Source organism: Agarivorans sp. B2Z047 (genome assembly GCF_023373605.1).
Taxonomy (GTDB): Bacteria; Pseudomonadota; Gammaproteobacteria; order Enterobacterales; family Celerinatantimonadaceae; genus Agarivorans; species Agarivorans albus.
Map to the genome: position 1 here is coordinate 1478389 of NZ_CP088080.1, position 24678 is coordinate 1503066.

The following is a 24678-nucleotide window of genomic DNA, read 5'->3' on the forward strand; positions in this document are numbered from 1 at the left end:
CAGTTGTCTGTTTCAGTTAAAACGCTATCACTTAGATAGCGTTTTTTTTTGTTTACAGATACGACTAAGGTTGAATACTTATTGTATTGTCAGCTAGTTAGCTGCTTTGTTAATCTAATCTAGTAACAAATTGAAAGATTTTTATAGCTGTTCAGGTCTGTGTAGGGCGATCAATTTCGACCTTATTCATTTTAAAAGGATAGGTTAGACCGTGATTTCAAAATCTTGTTTGGTGCCAGAGATGCAAACTATTGCCAATAGTTTTTGGCAGTATTCGGAGCAGGTTTATTCAAGACCTGAGGTGAAGAAACTGTGTTTATGGTTACAAGAGCAACACACCCGTAATGTAAACCTGCTGCTTTGGTTGAGCTTTTGCCAACAGCAACGCTGGACAGTTAATTTAGAGCTATTGCTCAGCCAAATTAATAATAGTGAACAAAAAATTACTGAGTTCCGCCGTCATCGGAAAAAGATGAAATCCTACCTTAGCGAAACCCAATATCAACTACTACTCAAACACGAACTAAAGCTTGAACGTCGCCAGCAGCAATTGTTAGTACTCAGCCAGCAGCGTCACCCCGGGCGACAAACTGCTGACGTAGCCCTGACTAACTATCTTAATCAGGCTGAGGCTTCCGCTCAGTACTTAGCAACGATGAATTTAGCTATTCTGGACGGCAAGCTGCATAGTTAAGACTAATTGGCGTAACCAGATTAAAGCTTCGGGCCAGTACTTAGCTGCCATATATTTAGTCGCAATCAACTTAGCCATTTTGGATGGTAAGCTGCGCTTAGCTCTGATGTTGGTACAAGGTTTTGTATAAGCCAGTTTGTTCAATCAGCTGCTGATGTTCACCTACTTGGCTAATGGCGCCATCATCTAATACATAAATTAGATCGGCTTGTTTAATTGCACTTAAACGATGAGCAATAATTAGTGTGGTTCGCTGGTCTAAAAAGCCTTGCAGGTTACGATGCAGTTTGGCTTCGGTATCTGTATCTAAAGCCGAGGTGGCTTCATCTAATACCACTACCTGCGGTTTAGCCAAGATCATTCGGGCTATCGCTAGACGCTGTTTTTGCCCTCCCGAAAGTCTTACGCCACTTCTGCCCACTATTGTGTCTAGGGTGTCGGGCAGCTTTTCAACAGTTGTTTGTAGCTCGGCAATAGCCAAGGCTTGCCACAGCTCATCATCACTGTGTTGGCGACCCATGTTGAGGTTTTCTCTAACCGTAGTATTAAACAGTATCGGCTGTTGTAATACTGTGGAGATATTACTGCGGATGGTGGAATAACCGACTTTTTCAATCGGGGTTTTATCTAACAAGATTTGGCCACTGTCTTTTTGGTAAAGCCCCAGCAGCAGGTTCACCAAGGTAGATTTACCGCCGCCACTTACCGACACCACCGCGACTTTTTTACCTGCCGGTAGCGTTAGGCTAATGTCTTTTAGTACTGGGGATTCTGCTGAGTAACTAAAGTTAACGTTCTTGAATTCGATATCAAAGTTCTGTTGTTTGGCAAAGGGGTCAACTTCGCAAGGGTAGTGGGGCTCTTGTTTTAGCTCAAATAGTTGATTCAAGCGCGCTAATGCTGCGTTAGCGCTAAAGTAGCTGTATTGAATGCTCAATATTTCTTGCACTGGTCCCATCATAAACCACAAGTAGCCAAATACTGCGAAGATTTGCCCTACGGTTAAATCAGAAAAGACCACCATTAACATGGCTATTGCGCGAAACACCTCGAAGCCAACAAGGAAGATGGTGAAGCTAAGGCGGTTTACTGCATCGGTCTTCCAATGCGAGGCAATGGCGTGATCTTTTAGCTCGCCAGCGGCGCTAATTACTCGCGAAAAGTAATGGCCTTCTCTTTTTTCTTTAGCTCTTTTACATGGCTGCCAAAAGAGCGCGAAAAATAGATAACAGCAGGGTTGAGCAGCAAAATAATTAAGCCTAGCTGCCAGTCAATCCACAGCAAAATAACTGCCGTACCAACAATGGTGAGCAAGGCTACTAGAAACTTGGATAGGCTTTCGCTAATAAATTTATCTAGGGTTTCTACGTCGGTAATGCAACGGGCGCTTATGCCGCCAGAGCCTTGAGTTTCATATTCACGTAGTTCAACCTTGGGCAAGTGTTCGACTAGGCGCTGACGGATCCAAAAACTAATCTGCTTACCAATAAAGGTGAATTGCCTAGTCTGCAATACACCAATTACTAGTGATGATAAACGTAAACACACTACCACCAATAAAACAGTAAGAATATAACCAGTGGCGGTATGCCAGCTTTCAGGTAGCACTTGTTGCAACATTGAGATGGTTTGGTCTGGCTTTTCGAGTAGTATTTCATCAACCAACAAAGGCATCATAAGTGGGATGGGTACACTCACTAAGGTAGCCAAAATGGCAATAAGGTGAGCGTAAACCAAGGGCTTCTTATAGTGGAAAATTTGTTGGCGAATGGTTGCCCAAGTAAAGGTAGTCGAGGAGACGTTTGAATGCATAATCTAAATAAGAATCTTTTTCATTTGTAATTTGGAGAGTCTACGGAGACTGAGATAAAAAAGCTAGAGGCTGCAAGCATTCTGGCTTGCAGCTAATTTGGCGAGTTGCAGTAAGACGCTAAGCCTTATTCTTCGCTAGTATCAATGTCGCTGGCTTTTTGTGCCTTTTTCTGGCGAATAATAGGTGCATCGCCCATTTCAGTGCCGGCAGCAAAGGTTTTGTTGGTTTTCACCTTAGGTTTGCTGGTCTTCGCTTTTTTCTGGGTCTTCGCTTTTTGGGTATTTTTACTAAAGCTAGGCTTGGTATTTTTGGGGCGTAAACCTTTAAATTTAGCGGCTAGACCCTCTAGGCTAATAAACTCAACTTTTTGCTCCAATAGTGCTTCTAGGGTTTTGAAGCTATACCAGTCTTTTGGTCCAACCAAGGAGTAGGCTTGTCCAAGATTGCCTGCTCGGCCTGTTCGGCCAATGCGGTGCACATATTCTTCTACATGTTTAGGCATATCGAAGTTGATCACGTGAGAGACTTGCACAATATCAAGGCCGCGTGAGGCAAGGTCGGTGGTAAATAACACCTTTTGGTGACCGCGGCTAAATTCATCCATGATCTTGTTGCGTGCGCCTTGGCTTAAATCGGCGTTTAAGGCCGAACAGCTGATACCTTGCTCGGTGAAAGCGTCGGCGAGGCGCTGAGTGTCGGCTCGTGTTGCAGTAAACACAATGGCTTGATTTACAGTGCCTTGTTTAAGTATCTCGGCAAGTTGTGCTTGTTTATGGTCGAGGTGATCACTTAACAAAAACTGCTGATTAATGTCTTGATGCTGGGTAAAGCTAAAGCCCACCGCTATGCGCTCTGGCTCATTGAGCAACTCAAGGGCAAACGAGTTAATGGCTGCATCATCTAAGGTGGCCGAAAACATTAAGGTTTGACGTTTACGGTGGTTCGCTGCTTTGTTCACATAGTTAAGTTGCTCGGCAAAACCCAAATCTAACATTCGGTCGGCTTCGTCGAGGATTAGTAACTCAAGCCCGTCTAAAAATAAATGGCGCTTACTAAGGTGGTCGGCTAAGCGACCTGGCGTTGCTACTACAACCTGTGGATCTTTACGTAGCAACTTACTTTGATCGTTAAAGTTTTCTCCGCCGGTGATAAGGCAGGCACGTGTTTGCGTATTGGCAATAAGCAAGCGCAGCTGAGCAAATACTTGCTTAGCCAGTTCACGTGTGGGGGTTAAAATTAGCGTGCGTGCATCGCGCTTAGAGAGAGCTCGCGTTTTTAGCATACGCTGCATGGCTGGCAGCAAGTACGCTAGGGTTTTACCTGAACCTGTTTTAGATGATGCTAGTAGATCTTTGCCTACCATTGCCGCGGGAATTGCCCGAGCTTGGATCTCGGTGGTTTCACTAAAGCCAAGGTGCTCAATGGTTTTATTTAGGCGGGGATCTAAGCCCAGTTCAGTAAACTGCAAGTTGTAACTCTCTTCAAATGTATGTGATTGAGATTATAACCGTAAATGCTCTGGCTCACATTAAGGATTCGAGCTTTATTGAATTACTTAACCAACAATTCAGGTTTTTTGCGAAAAAAATGTAAGCAGTGATGAAAATGTTTACTTCATTAGCTAATTTATCCTTAGTTATTGATTTGTAGCATAACAGTTTAAAAAACAGGCACTTTTACTTGCTTAAGCGGGGTTGCCTTGCCATAGTTGAAAGCTGCAAGGATTAGCTTTAGCAAAGGATTGATAATGGCTGGTATTTCCGAAAAAGCGGCAAGTACGAAGCGGCGATTTTCGTTTCATATTCATCTCGTCAGTGTGATGATTTTAATGCTGATTACCAGTGGCCTGGTGATTGGCACTCTTAACTATTTTCATACCAGTGATATTGTTGCCGAGAATCAAGCTAGGGCCTTAGAGCAAGTAGGTCGCGCCACTGTCTCTGAGCTGGAAGGCGTAATGTTTCCAGCACAAAATTTTGTACATAGCTTGGCTGCTATGAATCTTACAATGGCTCAGCTTAACAACAGCCAACGTAGCTGGTTGCCAATGCTGTATTCAAGCTTAAGCCAACAGCGCGGATTATCAGCTGTTTATATGGGCTATGCCAATGGCGATTTCTACCTAGTTCGCCCCTTAGATACCTTAGAAAAACGTCAGCAAGTGAGCGCCCCAATCGGCTCGGTTGTATTAATTACAAAGATCGTTAACGGATACTCTAGTAACGTATTTTACGATAATGAATTGAGACCGCTTCGTGACCAAATAGATCGCAATTATCAGTTAGATCCACGTGAGCGCCCTTGGTACAAATTGGCCATTAATAGCCCCTCTATTGTTGCCACAGATCCCTATGTTTTTTACACCACCAAGGATGTGGGGGTGACCTTTGCTCATGCCAATAAGCAGCGCAATATGGTAGTAGGGGCAGACCTTACCTTAGCCAGTGTTTCTAAAAGCTTAGGTAAAAATAAGCTTAGCGAATCCTCGTTACTGGTGATGTTTAACAGTGACTATTCGGTACTGGCACACCAGCAGGCCTCGTGGATAGCAGATAACCTACAAGTCACCGAAGAAGAAGTTATTTTACCACGTTTAGATAAACAAAATTTAGGGGTTCTTTCTCAGTTCTCTGATCATTCTGGTGCTGTTGATGGCGGCAGTTTTATTATTAACGGTGAGCATGAAGATTGGATTGGTCAAATTATTGAGCTTACCTTAGAGGTCAATGCAGACCGTGAAAACGTAAAAATAGATAAGCTGTTTTTAGGGCTAGCTTCACCTGAAGATGAAATATTGATGGATGCTCGAGCGGCCCGCGATCAATCGGTTGTTTTTAGTATATTCATTGTGCTGGTTTCAATACCTATTGCTTGGTATGTGTCGCGCTTAGTGGCTAAACCTTTACATGAGTTAATGAATCAGAATGAAGCCATTATGGCCTTTGATTTTGATGCCACTAAGCAAGTTAACTCGGTGGTTTTAGAGGTTCATCAACTAAGCCGAATTACGGAACAGCTGAAGAAAACCATTAAACAGTTTTCAGATGTATCCACCATGCTCGGTGAAGAAGATAATTTTGGTCGCTTGCTCGATAAAAGTGTGCAAGAAATGCAAACCATATTAGATATGGAACAAGGCGCTATTTGGCTGAAGAATGATCAATTGTTCGAGCTGCAAACCAAAGCTCTTGAGGGCATGCAGCTGCCACAAACCTTTACTTATGCCGATACTTTAACTCAGCCTTTGGTTAAGTATTTACTTGACACCACCACCAGTTCAACCACCAAGTTTACCAGCCTAGATTACCAAGGTAAGCCGCTCAACTTAGTCGTATCTCCGTTGATCAATCGAGAAAACAAACTAGTGGGCATGATTGCAACATTTAGCCATCATCAGGCTAATGTCTCGCCACGAGTATTGTCGTTTATTGATGCCTTAAGTAGCGTGGTGACTATTGCCATTGAAAATCGTCATTTAATCGAATCACAAAAGAACTTATTGGAATCTTTCATCAAACTTACCGCAGGAGCGATTGATGCCAAATCGCCCTATACCGGTGGTCATTGCCAACGCGTTCCAGAGCTCACCAAAATGCTAGCCAATGCAGCGGTAGAGCAGCAGCACGGTGTATTTGCCGACTTCTCGATGAATGAAGCGCAATGGGAAGAACTGTACATCGCCAGTTGGTTACATGACTGCGGTAAAGTCACCACCCCTGAATACGTAGTGGATAAAGCCACCAAGTTAGAAACCATTTACGACCGAATTCATGAAGTTCGTATGCGCTTTGAAGTGCTTAAACGAGATGCTCAGCTAAGCTACTGGCAGCAGGTAGCTGGTGGGTTGCCGGAGCAGGAGCAAGAATCTTTGCAAGCCCAATTAGAACAGCAGTTAGCCACCTTGGATGAAGAGTTTGCCTTTGTGGCAAAATCTAATATTGGTGGTGAGTTTATGGGCGCTGAAGATATTGAGCGTTTGCATCAAATTGGCCTACGAACTTGGCAACGCACCATTGATGATAGCCTTGGTTTATCCCATATGGAGCTCGATCGTCGCGCTTCGCAAAGTACTCATTTACCGGCTACTGAAAAGCTCTTGGATGATAAACCAGAGCATATTATTTATCGTCGCGAAGATGAGAAGATTGATGCCGACAACCCTTGGGGCTTCAAACTTAAGGTGCCCGAGTATAAATACAACCGTGGTGAACTTTATAACTTAAGCATTGCGCGTGGCACGCTTAGCGAAGAAGAACGTTACAAAATTAACGACCATATTGTGCAAACCATTATTATGTTGGAGAAACTGCCGTTCCCTCATCACTTGAGAAGAGTGCCAGAAATTGCCGGAGGACATCATGAGAAAATGGATGGTACTGGCTACCCGAAACAGCTTACCAAAGAGCAAATGCCTACCACTGCTCGAATGATGGCGGTTGCAGATATTTTTGAAGCCTTAACGGCAGTGGATAGGCCTTACAAAAAAGGTAAGAGCTTGAGTCAGTCGCTGAAAATTATGCGCTTTATGTGTGACGACAAACATATTGATGCCGACATATTCAGGCTATTTTTACACTCGGGGATTTACCTAGAGTACGCTAAAGCGTTCTTAAAACCGGAACAGATAGACGAGATAGACATAAACGACTATTTACCCGATCAAGCTTAGGTTTACCCACGATCTAATATGAGATAGTAAAAAAGGGAGCTTAGCTTTTTAGCCTGCACCCTTTTTTGTTCTTCATATGCACTAACAGTTACAACATTCAGCAGCTAGCTAATATTGGTACTAATCTCCAACGACAATATTGCGCCCGGCATCTTTGGCGTTATATAGCAGCTCGTCTGCTCGGTTGAGCTGCGCATCTAAATGTTCTTCAAGGTTATTGGTCACACCGATGCTAACGCTTATCGACAGTGGGGTATCGTTGTAAATAAACTCTGTGGTTGCCACTTGCTCACGAAATGCATCTAACAGTTGGTAGGCTTGTTCATTGTTTAGTCCTGCCATTGCCACACTAAATTCTTCGCCACCGGTACGGGCAAACAAGAAGTTAGACAGGCCTGATTTCATTAAGCTAGAAAAGTGAATGAGTACTGCGTCACCTGCTTCATGGCCGTATTGGTCGTTAAACTTTTTGAAGTGGTCAATATCGAGTACTGCTACCGCAAGTTGAGAGTTTTTGTCCTCGGCTTTTTGGTGCAGTTTACGGCCGTGTTTAATGAAGAATCGGCGATTAGGAATCGCGGTTAGATAGTCTTGGTAAGCGGCTTTTTCCAGCTTTTCTACCAACGCTAAAGTATGCAGGCTGTGATTGACTCGACATTGAAACTCCTCAATAGAGAAGGGTTTGTGTAAGTAGTCGTTAGCCCCATTTTTAATGAACTTACTCGATACAGTCGCATTATCGGCAGAGGATAAACCTAGAATGCTGATCCGTCGTTGACCCATTTCGTGGCGTACTTTTTGAACCAGTTGGAAGCCATCCATATTTGGCATTTGATAGTCACTAATTAGCAACTTAATATCCGGATCATCTTGTAAGTGCTTAAAAGCTTCCTGTCCGTCGTTCGCTTCAATTACTTGAAATAGGTGACGTTTTAGTAAACCACAGATATGTTTTCTCGCTAGTTCCGAGTCTTCGGCAACCAACACTTTGGTATTTTGATTTAGGTAGAGTTGATTTAAGGTATCGAAGGCCAGCTCGTAGGAGTAACGTCCTTCTTTTAGCACATAGTCAACCACACCTTTTATAATTAACAGGGACTGGGTTTGTTCATCAAAGGAGCCTGAAAGCACCACTGTCGGAATTTTGTTTTCCAATAGGTAATCAACCAGTTCACCGTTTGGCGCATCGGGTAAATTAAAATCTGCCAGAGCAGCAAAAAAGCTACTTGGGTCGGCGCTGTAAATCTGCTTCGCTTGTTCTAAGCTAGAGGCAAAAATTGGCTCAAGATGGTTTAAACGTGAAGACAAATGGCGGAGAATTTTTAGTACTGTTGGGCTGTCTTCTACTATAAGAATTTTCTGCATAGCTTGCTTTCCTAAAAACTCACTTGATTATTGTGCTTTGGGTCAAATAAAACTGAATTTTGAAAAACTAATATAACAAAATAACTGTTTGATGCAGCGCAGTTTTTTAAATAAGTAATAACAAAAACTTACTAAGCTTTATTGTTTTATACCTACTAAATACAATTGTAGATGGATTTATGGCTGCTGGTTTTGTTTAATCAATCAGACGTGAATATTGTCACTGATCGTTTCTTTAAGGAGATAGCGTGTACTGGGCTGAATTTTTAACCGTGGTTGTGGTGCATTTGTTAGCCGTGGCTTCGCCGGGGCCAGACCTAGCAGTAGTGCTAAAAAATAGTATTTCCCTTGGTCGTAGAGCCGCTATTTTTACCTCCCTTGGCGTAGGTTGTGGGATTATGGTTCATGTGATTTATTCGGTGCTGGGAATCGGCTTAATCATCTCTCAGTCGATTTGGTTGTTTAACGTGATTAAATGGTTAGGCGCCGCTTATTTGATTTGGATAGGTATTCAAGGCTTGCGAGCAAAGCGTCGTGATGCAGCAGATATTGAAGCCGATACGGGCCTTAGGCTTAGCGATAAAAGTGCCTTTTTAAGTGGTTTTATGACTAATGGCTTAAACCCTAAAGCAACCTTGTTTTTCCTGTCATTATTTACTGTAGTTATTAGCCCAACTACGCCAATGCTGGTGCAGTTAGGCTATGGTTTATATATGGTTTTTGCTACAGCCTTATGGTTTGCCATGATCTCCTGGTTGTTTAGTACTGCCCGAGTTCGCCGTAAGTTTTTGCAGGTAGGACACTGGTTTGACCGCAGTATGGGTTTTGTTTTAGTGAGTTTGGGAATTCGTTTGCTTTTTAGTAGTCGAAACTAATAAGCATCATCAAAGACGCGGGAGATTTATGAAGGCAGCCACAAGGATAGGGCAATTAAAAATGCGCTGGCAGCAGGCCTCTGCTTGGCAAAAAGCTGGGGTGTATTTTGTAATAGTCTTTATGCTTTATGTTGTGCTGTCACTAAGCTTGTTACCTTGGGTGATCAAGCAGCAAGTAGAAAAGCAATTAACCGTTCTCACCGGTCACACAGTGACTCTGCAACAAGCAGATTTTCATCCGCTTAAGCTTTCCTTAACGCTGCGCCACTTTGCCATTAAAGAGCTTGATGAGCAGCAATCCCAGCCTTTGGCGAGCTTCGAGCGCCTCTATGTAGATTTCACCTTAAGCTCTTTATTCTACTGGAGTTGGAATTTTGAAGCCTTAGAGTTAGACGGTTTGTTCTTTCACCTTAGTCGACAAAAAAATGGTGCACTAAATGTAGACAGTTTGTTTCCTAATACTGGCGAACCACAAGAGGCCGAACCTGAAAACAGCGAACAAGCTAGCGTTCCCCGTTTGCGGGTTAAACAATTTATGTTGCGCAACGCTCAATTAAAGCTGAGTGACTACCTGCCAGAGCAAGCTGTAGATTTCTCCATTTCTGATTTTGATTTATTGCTTAACGATTTTTATACCCAAAGAACCGGTGATGCAGCTAATGCCTATCGTATTGAAGCGCAAGTCGGCGAGCAAGGCCGTTTGGCCTGGAGTGGAGAAGTGGATTTGCCAGCTTCTCAAGTATCGGGTCAATTCTCTTTAGAAGAGTTTCAGCTGCCGCGGGTTTTTGCTTTTTTACGCCCTTATACCGATTTGCGAATCAACCAAGGCGCGGTAACGCTTAGCACTGATTATCTAATTGATTACCAACAACAGTTTCAGTTTATTACCGAACAAGGCCTGCTGAGCATTGAACAATTTGAGCTGAGCGCTTTTGAGGAAACTCGCGCTAAGTTCGAACAGCTCTCGCTTAATAACATTACTTTTGATTTGAACCAGCAACACCTTAGCTTAGGGGATATTGGCCTCAATCAAGGTTTACTTGCTGCCAACTTTGACCAGGACTCTCAACTAGATTGGCTCTCGTGGTTTCATTTTGAAAAGCTGGTGGCTGAAACTCAAACGCCTGAAGCTCAAACACTTGAAGCTGGCGAGCAAAGTGATGCTACACCGACAGTTGAGCAGGAAGAACTGGCAACAGAGTCTTCTTGGGTGCTAAGTAACAACAGCATTAAGGTGAATGACTTTGAACTAAGGCTAGGTGAAGCTTGGTTAGGCAGCACTAAACAGCATCAACTATTGTTACAAGCGCTTAGCCTTAGTGGGTTTTCTAGTGATATGCAGCAAACCACGGAATTAACGCTTGATGCTAGTTTGTACCAGCAGAGTCCACTCAATGCAAAGTTAGCCTTTAGTGGCCCAGAGCAGCGTTTAACTGGTCAAGTAAGCCTTAGCCAACTGGCGCTAACGCAACTTGAAAAATGGTACTCCCCCTTTGTTCGCTTAGATATAAACAGTGGCCAACTGGCCTTAAGTAGCGAGTTAGATATGCAGCTGGCAGACAGCTTTGCTCTTACTAGCTCTAACGGGCGTTTGGCCTTATCGCAAGTGAATCTGGCGGTGTCACAACATACAGAGAACTTGCATTGGCTGGCGGCCAATGACGTTGTTGCCGACGGTGTAGATGTCAATCTAACTAAGCAAACCGTTGATATTGCCAGTCTTAGCAGTGAAGCCTTAGAGTTTATTGCCAGCCTCGATGAGCAAGGCAACTTGGACATTATTGAATACCTAGGTTTTGTAGCAAGTGAAAACAGCTCAACCGACATCGAGTCTGAGCCGCAAAGCGATCAAACCTTAGAGTCTGAGGCAACTAATCTTGATGAAGCCAATGACGTTTCTTTAGATACGCAAACTAAGCCAAAACTTGCACAAAATGCAGCGGCAGCAGAAGAAGAAACAGACGCTACTACACGTGAAGAGCAAGTGGGGTGGTTGGTTAACATTGCCCAGTTAAGCGCAGCTAATTCACGTATTAGTTTGAGCGAGATGAATTCTGGGCAAGAGCTTAAACACCAACTAAACGCCCCTTTAATTGAGCTTTCAAATATAAGCTCCGATATGAGCGCTTCGATGACGATAGCCGCAACGCTGCAAGCCGAGCAGGGTGGCGAGCTCGCTATTGATGGAGAAATCGCACTTGCCATTAAACAAGCTGATTTAACGCTTAAAGCTACACAGTTTGGTTTGGCTTTTTATCAAGCCTACTTAGCGCAATACACTGAGTTAAAACTAGAGTCGGCCAAGTTTAATACCGACATGCAAGTGCAATTAGATTGGCAAGAGCAATTTGGATTGGCTTTAAAAGGCCCGCTCAGCATTGATGAACTGCATTTAAAAGACGCAAGGGCCCAGTCCGATTTACTCAAATGGTCTGAATTCAACCTTAGCCAATTGGATCTAGATACTCGCCAACGCCGCCTTGCTTTGGGTGAGCTTAACTTTATTCAACCCTACTTCTTAATTGAGGTATCAGAAGACTTTTCCACTAATTTGGCGGGGATTGTAAAGTCACCCGAAGAGGGTGAAAGCTCGGTTGAGCAGCGAAGCGAAGAGCTCGAGGAACAAACCAGTGAGCCAGTAGCTGCAAATGATTCAGCAAGCTGGCAAATTAGCATTGCGCAAACGCAGTTTAGCCAAGGCTTGGTCGACTTTGCTGATTACTCGTTAGATCCCAACTTTGCCGCCAAGATTGAAAAGGTAGAGGGTAAAATTGGCAGCTTAACTCAAGACGCTAGCCAGCCAGCCGAAGTGAGCCTAAGCGGTGAAGTGGACGGTTATGCTCCGGTAAGTTTTGCTGGTGAAATTGCCCCTCTTGCTGCTGACCCCGCCTTTGATGCTGCACTAGATTTTAAACATTTAGAACTTACTCGCTTAAACGCCTATTCGGGCACCTATGCAGGTTATGTGATTGAGCGTGGACAAATGTCTTTAGCCCTGGCTTATAAACTTAAGCAAAGCCAGCTACAGGGCAGCAATCAAGTTTACATAGAGCAACTGCAATTGGGGAAACGCACCAATAGTGAAAAGGCTACTTCGCTACCGGTGGAGCTTGCGATTGCGCTACTAGAAGATGACCAAGGTGTTATAGACCTAGGTTTAGAAGTTAGCGGCGATGTTAATGATCCTGACTTTAATGTTGGTGGATTGGTGTTCAAGGCCTTAGGTGGCGCGCTGAAAAAAATCGTTACTTCGCCCTTTGCCTTGATTGGTTCGCTAATTGGTAGTGACGAAACCTTAAATGAAGTGAGTTTTGTTGCTGGCAGTAGCGAGATTGAGCAGCAACAGCTTACTCAACTTGGCCAATTGGCCGAAGGCTTAAAAAAACGTCCGCAGCTAAAAATTGCTTTAGTTGGCTCCATCGATCCAGCTCAAGATATTCCAGCCCTCAAAAGACAAGCGCTCGCTGAACAGCTTAATCAACAGGCTAATCTGGATATAGCGCCGCAAGATATCAGCTTAAGTGCAGTACTCGAGAATCGCAGTTTACGAACTGCTCTCGTTAACTTGGCGCAAGTCAACATAGAAGAAGCAAGCCGTAATGAAGACCGACAGCAGCTAACCCAAAGCTTGCAAGAGCAAGAGCAGCTTAGCCCCGAGCGTTTAAATCAAGAGTTACACAGCTTGTGGTATCAACGATTAGTTGACCAACAAACCCTTAATGATGGCGATTTAGAAAGCTTTGCAGAGCAACGAGCGATTGCGGTAAAAGACGTTCTCACCGAACAAAACGAATTAGCCATTGCCCGCGCTTTTGTGCAGCGCCAAGCGCTCGACAAGCAAAGTGGCAAAATGCTGGTAACCTTAAGCATTATTGCTGATTAATCGCGAAAGCTTGTTTTAAACCCTGTTCGGGCGATAATGTCACTGATTTTGTAAGGAAAAGCAGTATGCAAAAGCTCCTACTCGTGGCCGAACACAGCGATTTTATAGTGGTTAATAAACCCAGTGGTATTAACTTTCATACCGAGTCTGGCGAGTTGGGGCTGGTCGAGTTGGCGCGCCAACAATTTGCCATAGAGTTATGGCCTGTGCATCGACTAGATAAGCTAACCTCTGGCTTGTTACTGCTAGCCAAAAATAAATCGGCAGCTGCGCGTTTTCAAGAGCTGTTTAGCCAAGGCTTAGTCAATAAATTCTACTTAGCCTTAGCCTCTAACAAACCTAAAAAGAAACAGGGCTTGATTAAAGGGGATATGCTGAAAGCGCGCAACGGCAGTTGGAAGCTTGGGCATACTAACGATAACCCAGCGATTACCCAGTTTTTTAGCTTTGCGCTGTTACCCAAACGTCGTTTGTTTTTATTAAAACCTCATACTGGGCGTACCCATCAATTGCGGGTTGCCCTTAAAAGTTTAGGCGCGCCAATACTGGGTGATACGCGCTATGGTGGCGAAGCGGCAGAGCGAGGTTATTTGCATGCTTTTGGCCTGCAGTTTAATTGGGGTGAACAGTCTCTTCATTATGCAGCTTTAGATAATCTTGATGGGGATTTTGAGCGTTTTGAAATAGCCGAAAAAATTGCCAGTTTAGCTAAGCCTTGGGAAGTGGCTTTCCCACAACTCAAGCGCAGTTAAGCTAACAGCTCTTGTCGTTTCCTAAGCCTAAAAAAAGAGCCGCATAAAGCGGCTCAAAGCTTAGGGTCTGTTGATCTTTGCTGATGGTTTTTACAGCAATTTATTAGCCATTTAGGCAAGGCAGTGAGTGTGCAGTTAAGTGAGCTTAATAATCACTCGCTAACGCTGAATAAATGGCTAAGAAATGCTGCCCGAAGGGTTCAGATAAGCGAACTTTACTCTTTGTTAAGCACTTCTTGCTTAGCCCACTAGGCTTCTAAGTGCTCGCCGCGATTAAAGCCCGCTTATCTCGAACAAAATTTCAACACCAAAGATCAACAGACCCTAAGGATGTTATTAGGCTTCTTTGGCCGAATTTAGTTTAGTTATTTCGTCTAACTCTTCATCCAAATCGTCTTCACCAATGCCTTTTAGTTTGGCTATTAGCAAACCGGTAATCACTAAGGTAGTCACTACCCCTGCCACCGTCGAAATAGTCATTGGTAGCCCAAAGCCCAAGGTGCTTGAGTTTAGGATGAAGGTCACCACTACTGTTGTCATAAACATGGCGGGAACAGTGGTTATCCAGTGGAATTTGTCATTACGCAATAGGTAAGCGGTTGCTGTCCATAACATCATTACAGCGGTTGTTTGGTTAGCAAAGCCGAAGTAGCGCCAAATGACTCCAAAATCTACTTGAGTAAGAATGCCACCAATAATGAAAATTGGCAGGGCAATCATTAAGCGATTTTTAACCGGCTTTTGAGACAGGTTAAAGTACTCTGCCAAAATTAAGCGGCTTGAACGAAACGCCGTATCGCCAGAAGTAATAGGTAAAATCACCACTCCTAAGAAGGCTAAGATACCGCCAAATACACCCAGTAAACCAAACGACGCGTCGTAAACAACTTTACCAGGCCCACCGCTGGCAACAGCTGCTTGTAAACCTTCCATTGAGTTGAAGAAAGACAGCGCAATAGCACACCAGATTAAGGCAATGACACCTTCGCCAATCATTGCGCCGTAAAATACAAAGCGGCCATTTTTTTCATTCTCTACACAACGCGCCATTAACGGTGATTGCGTAGCATGAAAGCCTGAAATTGCGCCACAAGCAATGGTAATGAATAAGGCTGGCCATAGCGGTAAGTCATTTGGGTTCATATTGGTGAACATTTGGCTTACTTCAAAGCTGCCCATTACTTGGTGCTCACTTGAGAAAGCTACTGCGGTAATTAGGCCTACCGACATAAAGATAAGTAATGCACCAAACAGTGGGTAGAAGCGGCCAATGATTTTGTCGATGGGAACGATAGTGGCAATGATGTAGTAAACAAAAATGATACTAACCATAGTGCCTAAACCAAGGCTTATACCAGCTTGGTCGTTAATAAGGTTAGTTAACATGCCTGCTGGAGCGGATACAAATACTACGCCTACCAGTAGCAACAGCACAATGGCAAAAATATTCATGAAGTGGCGAGCACTTTTACCTAGGTATCGCCCAGATAATGCCGGTACCGATGCACCGCCATTGCGAACTGATAGCATGCCTGAGAAGTAGTCGTGAGTTGCGCCAGCAAAAATACAGCCTACCACAATCCATAACATCGCCGCGGGGCCGTATAAAGCGCCCATGATAGGGCCAAAAATAGGACCCACGCCGGCAATGTTAAGTAGCTGGATTAAATAAACTTTTTTCTTCGATATTGGCACAAAGTCCACACCATCTTGCTTCGCGTAAGCGGGTGTTTGTCGCTGTTCTTTAATGCCAAAAACCTTCTCTACAAAGGCGCCGTAAATGAAGTAGCCGCCGAGCAACGCTGCGACGCAAAATAGAAACCAAAGCATGTCATCCTCTCAGTACTTAGTTGTAATCAAGGCCAGTGTATTTATTCGCAAGTCGCTATTCAGTAGTCGCTTTGGTGAATGGTGCTATTTGTTGGTAAGTGGTCGAAATAGCACTTAAGTGGTGTTGATTAATTTAACAATGTTATAGACCAAAATACTCTTTAATTGCTTTGAAGTAGCGACGGCTAACGACTAACTGTTAACTGTGCGCCACTATTAGTAAACAGCACCGTTTCTTGGCTAGTCGTTGAGATAGCACTTAAGTGGTGTTGGCTAATTGAACAATGTTATAAGCCAAAATGCTCTTTAATTGCTTTGAAGTAGCGACGACTTACCGGTAACTGCGCACCACTTTTAGTGAACAACACCGCACCGCCATTATCTTCTAAAGAGATTTCGGAAATGGCTTCCACGTTAACCAAGTGTTGGCGATGGCAACGTAACAAAGGGGATTTGTCTTCAAGTACTTTTAGCGTTAGCTGGGTATGGTAGGTGCCATTTTCGGTGGCAACATGCACACCGCTTATATCGCTTGAAGCATGCTCGATATCTTCTAAGCGGATCAGTTTTACTCGTTGTTGGTAATAACAGGGTATTAATCTAAGTTGTTGCTCTTTGAGCATGTTTTGATAAGAGTGATTGGAGGGCGCATCAGCTTCGGTTTGCTTGATGGAAGGCAAGCGCTCTTTTAAGCGTTTAATCGACTTACACAAACGGTCCGAGTCAATCGGCTTGAGTAAGTAATCTACGGCATTTTGTTCGAAGGCATCTAGAGCGAATTGATCGTAAGCGGTCACAAATACAATCGCTGGCGCGTTGTCGCTGTCAATCATATTCGCCAGTTCTAAACCGCTAATTTGTGGCATTTCTATATCTAAAAATAATACCTCGGCTTGCGGTTGCTTAAGGTGCTTTAAGCACTCTATGGCGTTGCCAAATTGCGCGACGACTTCAATTTCAGGGTAGCTTTGCAGCATCTCCTGAAGCTCTTCTCTGGCTAAGGGTTCATCGTCGACAATGATTGCTCTCATTGGTTAGGCTCCTTGGGCAGCGAAATAATCACTCGAGTATATTGGTTTAGCTGACATTCAACTTGTAACGCGAAAGATGCACCAAAGGCATTACGTAAGCGAGTATCTACAATATGCATACCTAATCCTTCGCTGGTGGCTTGCTCTGGTTTTTGATAGAGGCCGGCGTTGTCTTTAACTACCAACTGTTTAACTCCATTGTTTAGCCGGCTATAAATGGTGATTTTGCCGGTTTCAAGTAAATGGGCTGTGCCGTGTTTAATGGCGTTTTCCACTAACGGTTGCAGGGTAAAAGTGGGTAGCTCAAGCTGCATAAATGCTTCGTCGATGTCTTGTTTTATCACCAAACGATCGGCAAAGCGCACTTGCTCAATATGCAGATAAGCATTTACATGTTCTAGCTCGGCACTCACCAAGCTGGTTTGCTGATTGCGTTTTAAGTTAATCCGCAAGAACAAGGCTAAATCAGCAATGAGCTGACGGGCAGAGCTGGCGTCGCGTTTTACCACCGCGCTGATAGTATTTAAGGCGTTAAACAAAAAGTGTGGGTTAATTTGGGCGCGCGCCAGTTTTAGCTCAGCTTCGGTGAGTAGTTGTTGCTGTTGCTGAACATGGCTATCACGTAATTGTTCGGCAATCACCTTGGCAATACCTTCGCCTAAGGCGCGGTTAATGTGTAAAAACAAGCGGCGTTTCGACTCATAGAGTTTCACTGTGCCAATCACATCGTTCTCGCTGCCGCGAATCGGCACCACTAATGATGAGCCTAGTGGGCACTTATCGCTGGAGCTGCATTGATATGGCTCTTCAACACCGTCGGCAAATACTACTCGGTTTTCGTTAATTGCTTGGTGAGTTTGTTTGGATGCAATAGGGCGACCCGCGTGGTGGTGATCACTTCCTAAACCTTTAAAAGCTAAAACCTGTTGGGTATCGGTAATAGCGACCGCAGAAACCCCGGTTTCTTCATGAATGATATTGGCGATACGTACCGCATCTTGTTGTTTGAAGCCTTGGTGAAAGATACCCACCATGCGTTGCGCAAGGTTAAGCGCTTTAGCTGAAGAATGACTACTAAATTTGTCATAAAGCCGGCGGCGGTCGCGAATCATCATCATGAATAAAGCGGCGCCAACAGAGTTGGCTAAAACCATAGGAAGGGCGATAACTTCTACTAAGGCTAGTGCCTGCTCAAAGGGTTTAGCAATCAGCAAAATTAGTAACATTTGCAGGGTTTCGGCGATTAAGGTTGCAACAAAGGCAATAGTGGGCGAAAACAAATGTTCGTTGTGCAAGCTGCGCCTGCGGATCCATAAATGAAATAAGCCGCCAACTAAACCTTCAAGGGTGGTTGAAACCGCGCAGGCCACGTCGGTAAACCCGCCCATAAAGTAGCGATGCATGCCTCCGGTAAAACCTACCAGCAAACCCAGTACTGGGCCGCCAAATAAACCACCAAGCACGGCGCCAACTGCGCGAGTATTAGCAATGGCGTCGTCAATCGCCAAACCAAAATAGGAGCCTAGAATACAGAAGCCCGAAAACAAGCAATAAATGGTGAGCGTATTAGGTAAACGTGGCGACAGATTAGTAAGCGGAAGAAAGGCTGGCGTCTTACTCAGCAGGTAGGCAATGACCAGAAAAACGCTCATTTGTTGGGCTAAAGACAATAGCAGGGAAAAATCACTCAATATCATCAGCTATTAAAGCCTCGCTAGTTGGCGAAAGGATATCTGGCATTCACAGTAGATAGCAGCATATTAGCATACTGTTTACAGCAACTAATAGGACTTACCAAAATCGCTGGTAAAGCTCTTAACAAGCTGGTAACGCTTGACCGCTTGCAAATGGTGCAAGCACTGGTATTGTGATGGGTTTCTATAATAATTAATCCCAAAATGGGAAAGGAAATGTGTGGCTAAATCCGCCACCGGAGTAAAAGAGCAAATGCAAAAAGATCCAATTAACGATATTCATATCTCGTCAGAACAAGTCCTTATCACACCAGAGCAGTTACGCGAGAAGCTTCCAGCTTCTGATGAAGCATTACAATTTGTACTGCAGTCACGCAAAACTATCGCCGATATTTGCCACAAACGTGACTCACGTTTATTGGTTATTACTGGCCCTTGTTCTATTCACGATTTAGAACAGGCGAAAGAATATGCTTCGCGCCTGAAGAAACTTCACGATCAATATAGCGATCGCCTATTTATCGTTATGCGGGTGTATTTTGAAAAACCTCGTACTACCGTAGGTTGGAAAGGTTTCATCAACGATCCGCACATGGATAACTCTTTTGATGTGGAAACTGGTCTTCACAACGCCCGTGAACTGCTAACTTGGACCGCCGAGCTAGGTTTACCTGTGGCCACCGAAGCGCTAGATCCAATTAGCCCGCAGTACCTATCAGAATTGTTCTCTTGGGCTGCTATTGGTGCACGTACTACTGAGTCACAAACTCACCGTGAAATGGCCAGTGGTTTGTCTATGCCTGTTGGCTTTAAAAATGGTACCGATGGCAACTTAGGTACAGCAATTAACGCAATGCAATCGGCTGCTCACTCGCACCGCTTCATGGGCATTAACCAACAAGGTCAAGTGTCTTTGTTGCAAACTCAAGGTAACCCAGATGGCCACGTTATTTTACGTGGTGGTAAACAGCCTAACTATGATTCAGTAAACGTGGCACTGGCTGAGCAAGCAATGGAAAAAGCGGGTTTAGCACCTACCCTAGTAGTGGACTGCAGCCACGCTAACTCTAGTAAGAACCACGAACTTCAGCCTTTGGTTGCGGCTAACGTGATTAATCAAATTGAAGAAGGCAATAAATCAATTATTGGCTTAATGTTAGAAAGTAACTTGGAAGCGGGTAACCAGCCAAGTGAAGCACCCAAGTCAGCACTTAAATACGGTGTATCGGTAACCGATGCGTGTATTGATTGGGATGCAACTGCAACGTTGATCGACAAAATGTTCAACGAACTTGGCGACAGCCTAGCTAAACGCCTAGAAAAATAATAACGGAAACAACATGGTTCAAGCTCTAAATCTTTTACGTGACCAAATCGATGAAGTGGATCAACAGCTTCTAGATTTGCTACAGCAACGTATTCAGCTGGTTCATAAAGTAGGTGAAGTTAAAACCCAGCACGGTTTACCTATTTATGCACCGGATCGCGAAGCAGCCATGTTGGCTAAGCGTCGCGCCGAGGCTGAAAGCAAAGGTGTACCGCCAGCGTTAATCGAAGACGTATTGCGTCGAGTGATGCGTGAGTCGTATACCAGTGAAAAAGACAGTGGTTTTAAAACGATAAATCCTGAGCTTGGCAATATTGTTGTGATTGGTGGTCGTGGGCAACTAGGCCGTTTGTTTGTACAAATGTTTACTTTGTCTGGCTACCAAGTTGATGTAATTGGCAAAGAAGATTGGGATAAAGCCCCCGAACTATTTGCTACCGCCGGTTTAGTGTTGGTTTCTGTGCCAATCAACCTTACAGAGACAGTGATTGCCCAATTAGGTAATCTGCCTGAAAACTGTATCTTGGCCGACATCACTAGTATTAAGTCTGCGCCGCTAAACAAAATGTTGGCTGTGCACAAAGGTCCAGTAGTGGGCTTGCATCCAATGTTTGGCCCAGATGTACCTAGTCTTGCTAAGCAGGTTATCGTTTACGCCGATGGTCGTGGCGGTGAGCAGTACCAGTGGCTATTGCAGCAAATGGGTATTTGGGGCGCACGTTTACATGCCGTAGAAGCAGAAAGCCATGATAAAGCGATGACCTTGATTCAGTCTTTGCGTCACTTTACGTCTTTTGCTTATGGCATGCATTTAGCGCAGGAAGATGCAGACTTAAAACTGTTACTAGACTTAAGCTCTCCGATTTATCGCTTAGAGCTGGCCATGGTTGGACGTTTATTTGCCCAGTCTCCTGATTTGTACGCCGATATTATTATGGCATCAGAGCAGAGCACTGCGATGATTAAGCGTTACCACCAACACTTTGGTGAATTGGTTGAGCTGGTAGAGAATAAAGATCGCGAAGGTTTTATTGCGTCTTTTGAGCGAGTGAGTGACTGGTTTGGTGATTACTCGCAAGAGTTCTTAAAAGAAAGCCGCAGCTTATTACAGCAAGCTAACGACAGCCGACGCTCTTAGGTTTTGTAGTTAGTGATTAGCCAGCCCTTAGGGCTGGCTTTTTTATGCACCTTATTAGCTCGCTTTTTTATAGATGGTCTTCGAAAGTGGCTTGCTGTTCATATGCAGCAATTTTTTGTTTTAACCAGCTCAGCGCCTCACCCTTATCACTAAATATTTGCACCGTTTCCCCTGCTTGAATATATATTTGGCTTAAATGCCATTTGGCGAGCTCTGGCACGCTGGCGTGGGTAAGTATTAAGGCGGTGGCAACTCGACCACGTTGTTTTTCAACTTTTAACCACTCGATTAATTGGTTTGCTGCATCTTCGGTGTAAAAGGTTTCTCCATGAAATGTGGCTAAAACTCCCCATGGCGAATCTAATAACTGGTCTAATATAGGAGCTGCAGCACCGCCGCTTTCTTCCATTTGTTCAAGATTCCAAGGGCCTGTGCCCTCAATCTCCATAATCTGTCCATTAAGTGAAAACTCAATAGAACCATGTGCTTCTCGCAATGCCGTCTCCCACAAACACTAAACCGACGAAATTGTATTGGCTTGTTAGTTTAAGTTAATGCTAGATCTCAAGTTCAGCAAGTTTCAGTTAACGAATTCGACTAATTTATAATCCCAACAAAATTGAAAAAAAGCTGAAGCTGTTAACCAAAAGCCACTTGGGCATTAGCTATAAAGCTCCTTAGTTTATGGAAATGCTGGCAAATTGTGGGTTAGCTAAAGCTGCGATTCACCGAGATAACAAAAAAACTGGTTTATTTAGCCTATTCATTGCGCCTAACTATGTTTATTCCCCGCTATATTGGTTAAAATTGCGCGTTTTTGGTACTTCGACGTAGGTCATTGCAGGATGTTTGAAATTAATTCGGTGAACAACTCACTAGCAGATATTAAAGAGCGCACAGAAGTGCTCCGGGGGTATCTTTGACTACGATGCAAAAGCAGAGCAGTTAGAAGAAGTCAGTCGCGAATTAGAACAACCAGAAATTTGGAATGACCCAACGCGCGCGCAAGCCTTAGGCAAAGAACGCTCAGCGCTAGAGTTGGTGGTAAAAACCATCGATAATCTTACTCAAGGCATCGAAGATGTTGCTGGTTTGGTTGAGCTGGCGGTAGAAGCAGAAGATGAAGAAACCTTCGAAGAAGCACAGGCCGAGGCCGAAGACTTAGTTAAACAATTAGAAAAGCTTGAATTTCGCCGTATGTTTGCTGGCGAGATGGATGAGAGCGATTGCTATATCGATATTCAATCTGGCTCTGGTGGCACCGAGGCTCAAGATTGGGCCAATATGATGCTACGTATGTATTTGCGTTGGTGTGAAGCCCACCAGTTTAAAGCTGAGTTAGTTGAAGTCTCTGATGGTGATGTAGCTGGCATTAAAGGCGCAACGATTAAAGTAAGTGGCGAATATGCTTACGGCTGGCTAAGAACAGAAACTGGCGTGCACCGTTTGGTACGTAAGTCTCCCTTTGATTCTAGTGGGCGTCGTCATACCTCGTTTGCATCGGCGTTTATCTACCCAGAAATTGATGACAGCATTGAAGTAGACATTGACCCAGGTGATTTGCGCATTGACGTATATCGAGCCTCAGGCGCGGGTGGTCAGCACGTAAACAAAACCGAATCGGCGGTGCGAATTACCCACTTGCCTACCAATACAGTGGTGCAGTGCCAAAGCGGTCGTTCGCAGCACAAGAACAAAGACGAAGCAATGAAGCAGCTTAAAGCTAAGTTGTTTGAATTAGAGTTGCAAAAACAGAATGCCGAGAAAAAAGCGGCGGAAGACAATAAGTCGGATATTGGCTGGGGCAGTCAAATTCGATCTTATGTATTAGATGATTCAAGAATTAAAGATCTTCGAACCGGTATTGAGAACCGTAATACTCAAGCCGTGTTAGATGGTGATTTAGATAAATTTATAGAAGCTAGCCTTAAGTCAGGGCTGTAACGAGCAAGGTTTTCACATGTCGGAACAAACAGAACAAAGTCTGGAACAAGCAGCACAAGAAGAAAATAAACTGATCGCAGAGCGTCGCGCTAAGTTAGACAAAATTCGCGAAACTTGCTCGGCTAACGGCCACCCAAATGACTTTAAACGTGAGCACCTAGCTGACGATTTACAGCAGCAGTTTGGCGAACAATCTAAAGAAGATTTAGAAGCAGCCGGTAACGTAGCCGCTATTGCTGGCCGTATTATGGCTAAGCGTGGACCATTTTTAGTGATTCAAGATGTATCGGGCCGCATTCAAGCTTACGCGCCTAAGCCGGTGCAAAAAGAGCTAAAAGAAATTGGTGGCTTAGACATTGGCGACATCATTGGTGTTAAAGGTGCGCTGCACAAATCAGGTAAAGGTGACCTTTACGTGAACATGGACGAGTATGCTTTGCTAACTAAAGCCTTGCGTCCATTGCCAGAGAAATTCCACGGTTTAACCGACCAAGAACAGCGTTACCGTCAGCGTTATGTTGATTTGATCGTGAACGACGATTCACGCCAAGCCTTTATGGTGCGCTCTAAGTTGGTAGCCGGTATTCGCCGCTTTATGGAGTCTAAGAACTTCATGGAAGTGGAAACGCCAATGATGCAAGTGATCCCTGGCGGCGCAACTGCCCGTCCATTTATCACTCATCACAACGCGCTAGATCAACAGATGTTCTTGCGTATCGCACCAGAGCTTTACTTGAAGCGTTTAGTGGTAGGTGGCTTTGAGCGCGTATTCGAAATTAACCGTAACTTCCGTAACGAAGGCCTGTCGCCGCGCCATAACCCAGAATTCACCATGATGGAATTCTACATGGCCTACGCCGACTACAACGATCTAATGGATCTAACTGAAGAAATGCTGCGCACTGTAGCAGTTGAGGTTCTAGGTTCTTCTTCTATGCCTTACGGCGACGAGACAGTAGAGTTTGCTGGTAGCTACCCACGCTTGAGCATGTTGCAAGCGATTAAGCAATACAACCCAGAGCATGCCGATATTCAAGCTTTAGATTACGACAAAGTGCAAGACCGCGAGCACATGGTTAGCATTGCTAAATCAGTTGGCGTTGAAGTAGAGAAGTTCTGGACTTGTGGCCAGCTACTTGAAGAAATCTTCGGTGAGACTGCTGAGCCTAAGCTAATTCAGCCAACCTTTATTACCGAATACCCAGCAGAAATTAGCCCGCTAGCGCGTCGTAACGACGACAACGCCTTCATCACTGACCGTTTTGAGTTCTTCATCGGTGGTCGTGAAGTGGCTAATGGCTTCTCTGAGCTTAATGATGCAGAAGACCAAGATGCGCGCTTTAAGGCGCAAGTTGAGGCTAAAGATGCTGGCGATGATGAAGCGATGTTCTATGACGCAGACTACATCACCGCTCTAGAGCACGGTCTACCACCAACGGCTGGCCAAGGTATTGGTATTGACCGCCTAGCGATGCTCTTCACCAACACGCACACTATTCGCGACGTGATTTTATTCCCAGCGATGCGTCCTCAAGCTTAAGTTCACAAATAAGCTATTAAAGGCCATACACTTTTTACAGTGTGTGGCTTTTTTTTTGTGCTTTTTCGTTATAGTAGCGATAACGAAGACTAAGCTCATTGAGAGTAAGCTTGGTTTAGTTAA

General features: G+C 44.3%; 15 protein-coding genes and 1 pseudogene. 9 read left to right on the forward strand and 7 right to left on the reverse strand.

From position 1 onward, the window contains the following. The first annotated feature begins 211 nt into the window (after positions 1-211). Positions 212-694 carry a DUF2390 domain-containing protein gene (locus LQZ07_RS06810; RefSeq protein ID WP_152780075.1) on the forward strand — a complete coding sequence of 161 codons (483 nt, stop codon included), beginning with the start codon at positions 212-214 and terminating at the stop codon, positions 692-694. Positions 695-791: 97 nt separating this feature from the next. Here the strand turns inward: LQZ07_RS06810 and LQZ07_RS06815 are convergent. Together LQZ07_RS06815 and LQZ07_RS06820 are read right to left on the reverse strand one after the other, a co-directional pair. Further along, positions 792-2506: pseudogene (locus LQZ07_RS06815) on the reverse strand (ABC transporter ATP-binding protein). 125 nt (positions 2507-2631) lie between these two features. Continuing rightward, a complete protein-coding gene (locus LQZ07_RS06820) occupies positions 2632-3975 on the reverse strand; it encodes a DEAD/DEAH box helicase (protein WP_152780073.1) in 1344 nt (447 codons plus the stop codon). A 279-nt stretch (positions 3976-4254) separates the two neighbouring features. Here LQZ07_RS06820 and LQZ07_RS06825 point away from each other — a divergent pair, with 279 nt between their 5' ends. After that, positions 4255-7176 carry an HD domain-containing phosphohydrolase gene (locus LQZ07_RS06825; protein WP_152780071.1) on the forward strand — a complete coding sequence of 974 codons (2922 nt, stop codon included), beginning with the start codon at positions 4255-4257 and terminating at the stop codon, positions 7174-7176. Positions 7177-7296: 120 nt separating this feature from the next. Here LQZ07_RS06825 and LQZ07_RS06830 read toward each other — a convergent pair whose 3' ends face one another. After that, positions 7297-8541: a diguanylate cyclase gene (locus LQZ07_RS06830; protein WP_016400354.1), complete on the reverse strand. Its 1245-nt coding sequence runs from the start codon at positions 8539-8541 to the stop codon at positions 7297-7299. A 248-nt stretch (positions 8542-8789) separates the two neighbouring features. Between LQZ07_RS06830 and LQZ07_RS06835 the strand changes: the two genes are divergently transcribed. The 3 genes from LQZ07_RS06835 to LQZ07_RS06845 all read left to right on the forward strand — a co-directional run bounded on the left by LQZ07_RS06835 (position 8790) and on the right by LQZ07_RS06845 (position 14051). Next, positions 8790-9416, forward strand: a complete 627-nt coding sequence (locus tag LQZ07_RS06835; protein WP_016400353.1) for a LysE family transporter — start codon at positions 8790-8792, stop codon at positions 9414-9416. A gap of 28 nt (positions 9417-9444) precedes the next feature. Then, the gene (locus LQZ07_RS06840; RefSeq protein WP_152780069.1) at positions 9445-13299 is read left to right on the forward strand and encodes a DUF748 domain-containing protein; all 3855 of its coding nucleotides are present in this window, start codon (positions 9445-9447) and stop codon (positions 13297-13299) included. A 65-nt stretch (positions 13300-13364) separates the two neighbouring features. Beyond that, positions 13365-14051: a TIGR01621 family pseudouridine synthase gene (locus LQZ07_RS06845; protein ID WP_152780067.1), complete on the forward strand. Its 687-nt coding sequence runs from the start codon at positions 13365-13367 to the stop codon at positions 14049-14051. Between the two features lie 336 nt (positions 14052-14387). Here the strand turns inward: LQZ07_RS06845 and LQZ07_RS06850 are convergent, their stop codons facing one another. The 3 genes from LQZ07_RS06850 to LQZ07_RS06860 form a co-directional block, all read right to left on the reverse strand. After that, positions 14388-15881, reverse strand: a complete 1494-nt coding sequence (locus LQZ07_RS06850; RefSeq protein WP_152780065.1) for a carbon starvation protein A — start codon at positions 15879-15881, stop codon at positions 14388-14390. Positions 15882-16168: 287 nt separating this feature from the next. Next, positions 16169-16912, reverse strand: coding sequence for a two-component system response regulator BtsR (gene btsR, locus LQZ07_RS06855; protein WP_152780063.1), 744 nt, complete (start codon positions 16910-16912; stop codon positions 16169-16171). After that, positions 16909-18609, reverse strand: a complete 1701-nt coding sequence (locus LQZ07_RS06860) for a sensor histidine kinase (protein ID WP_152780061.1) — start codon at positions 18607-18609, stop codon at positions 16909-16911. Before LQZ07_RS06860 ends, btsR begins: the two co-directional genes overlap by 4 nt. 250 nt (positions 18610-18859) lie before the next feature. Here LQZ07_RS06860 and LQZ07_RS06865 point away from each other — a divergent pair, with 250 nt between their 5' ends. Further along, entirely contained in the window at positions 18860-19933 is a 1074-nt protein-coding gene (locus tag LQZ07_RS06865) for a 3-deoxy-7-phosphoheptulonate synthase (protein ID WP_040306856.1), read from the forward strand. A 13-nt stretch (positions 19934-19946) separates the two neighbouring features. After that, positions 19947-21071: a bifunctional chorismate mutase/prephenate dehydrogenase gene (gene tyrA, locus LQZ07_RS06870; protein WP_152780059.1), complete on the forward strand. Its 1125-nt coding sequence runs from the start codon at positions 19947-19949 to the stop codon at positions 21069-21071. A gap of 67 nt (positions 21072-21138) precedes the next feature. Here the strand turns inward: tyrA and LQZ07_RS06875 are convergent, their stop codons facing one another. Beyond that, the gene (locus LQZ07_RS06875; RefSeq protein ID WP_152780057.1) at positions 21139-21567 is read right to left on the reverse strand and encodes a hypothetical protein; all 429 of its coding nucleotides are present in this window, start codon (positions 21565-21567) and stop codon (positions 21139-21141) included. Between the two features lie 349 nt (positions 21568-21916). Between LQZ07_RS06875 and prfB the strand changes: the two genes are divergently transcribed. Next, positions 21917-23015, forward strand: a protein-coding gene (gene prfB, locus LQZ07_RS06880) for a peptide chain release factor 2 (protein WP_152780055.1) whose coding sequence is annotated in 2 segments (ribosomal slippage) — positions 21917-21991 and positions 21993-23015 — 1098 coding nt in all. Because the reading frame shifts where the segments join, the coding sequence is not laid out codon by codon here. Between the two features lie 16 nt (positions 23016-23031). Next, a complete protein-coding gene (gene lysS, locus LQZ07_RS06885; RefSeq protein WP_016400339.1) occupies positions 23032-24555 on the forward strand; it encodes a lysine--tRNA ligase in 1524 nt (507 codons plus the stop codon). The last annotated feature ends 123 nt before the right edge of the window (positions 24556-24678 follow it).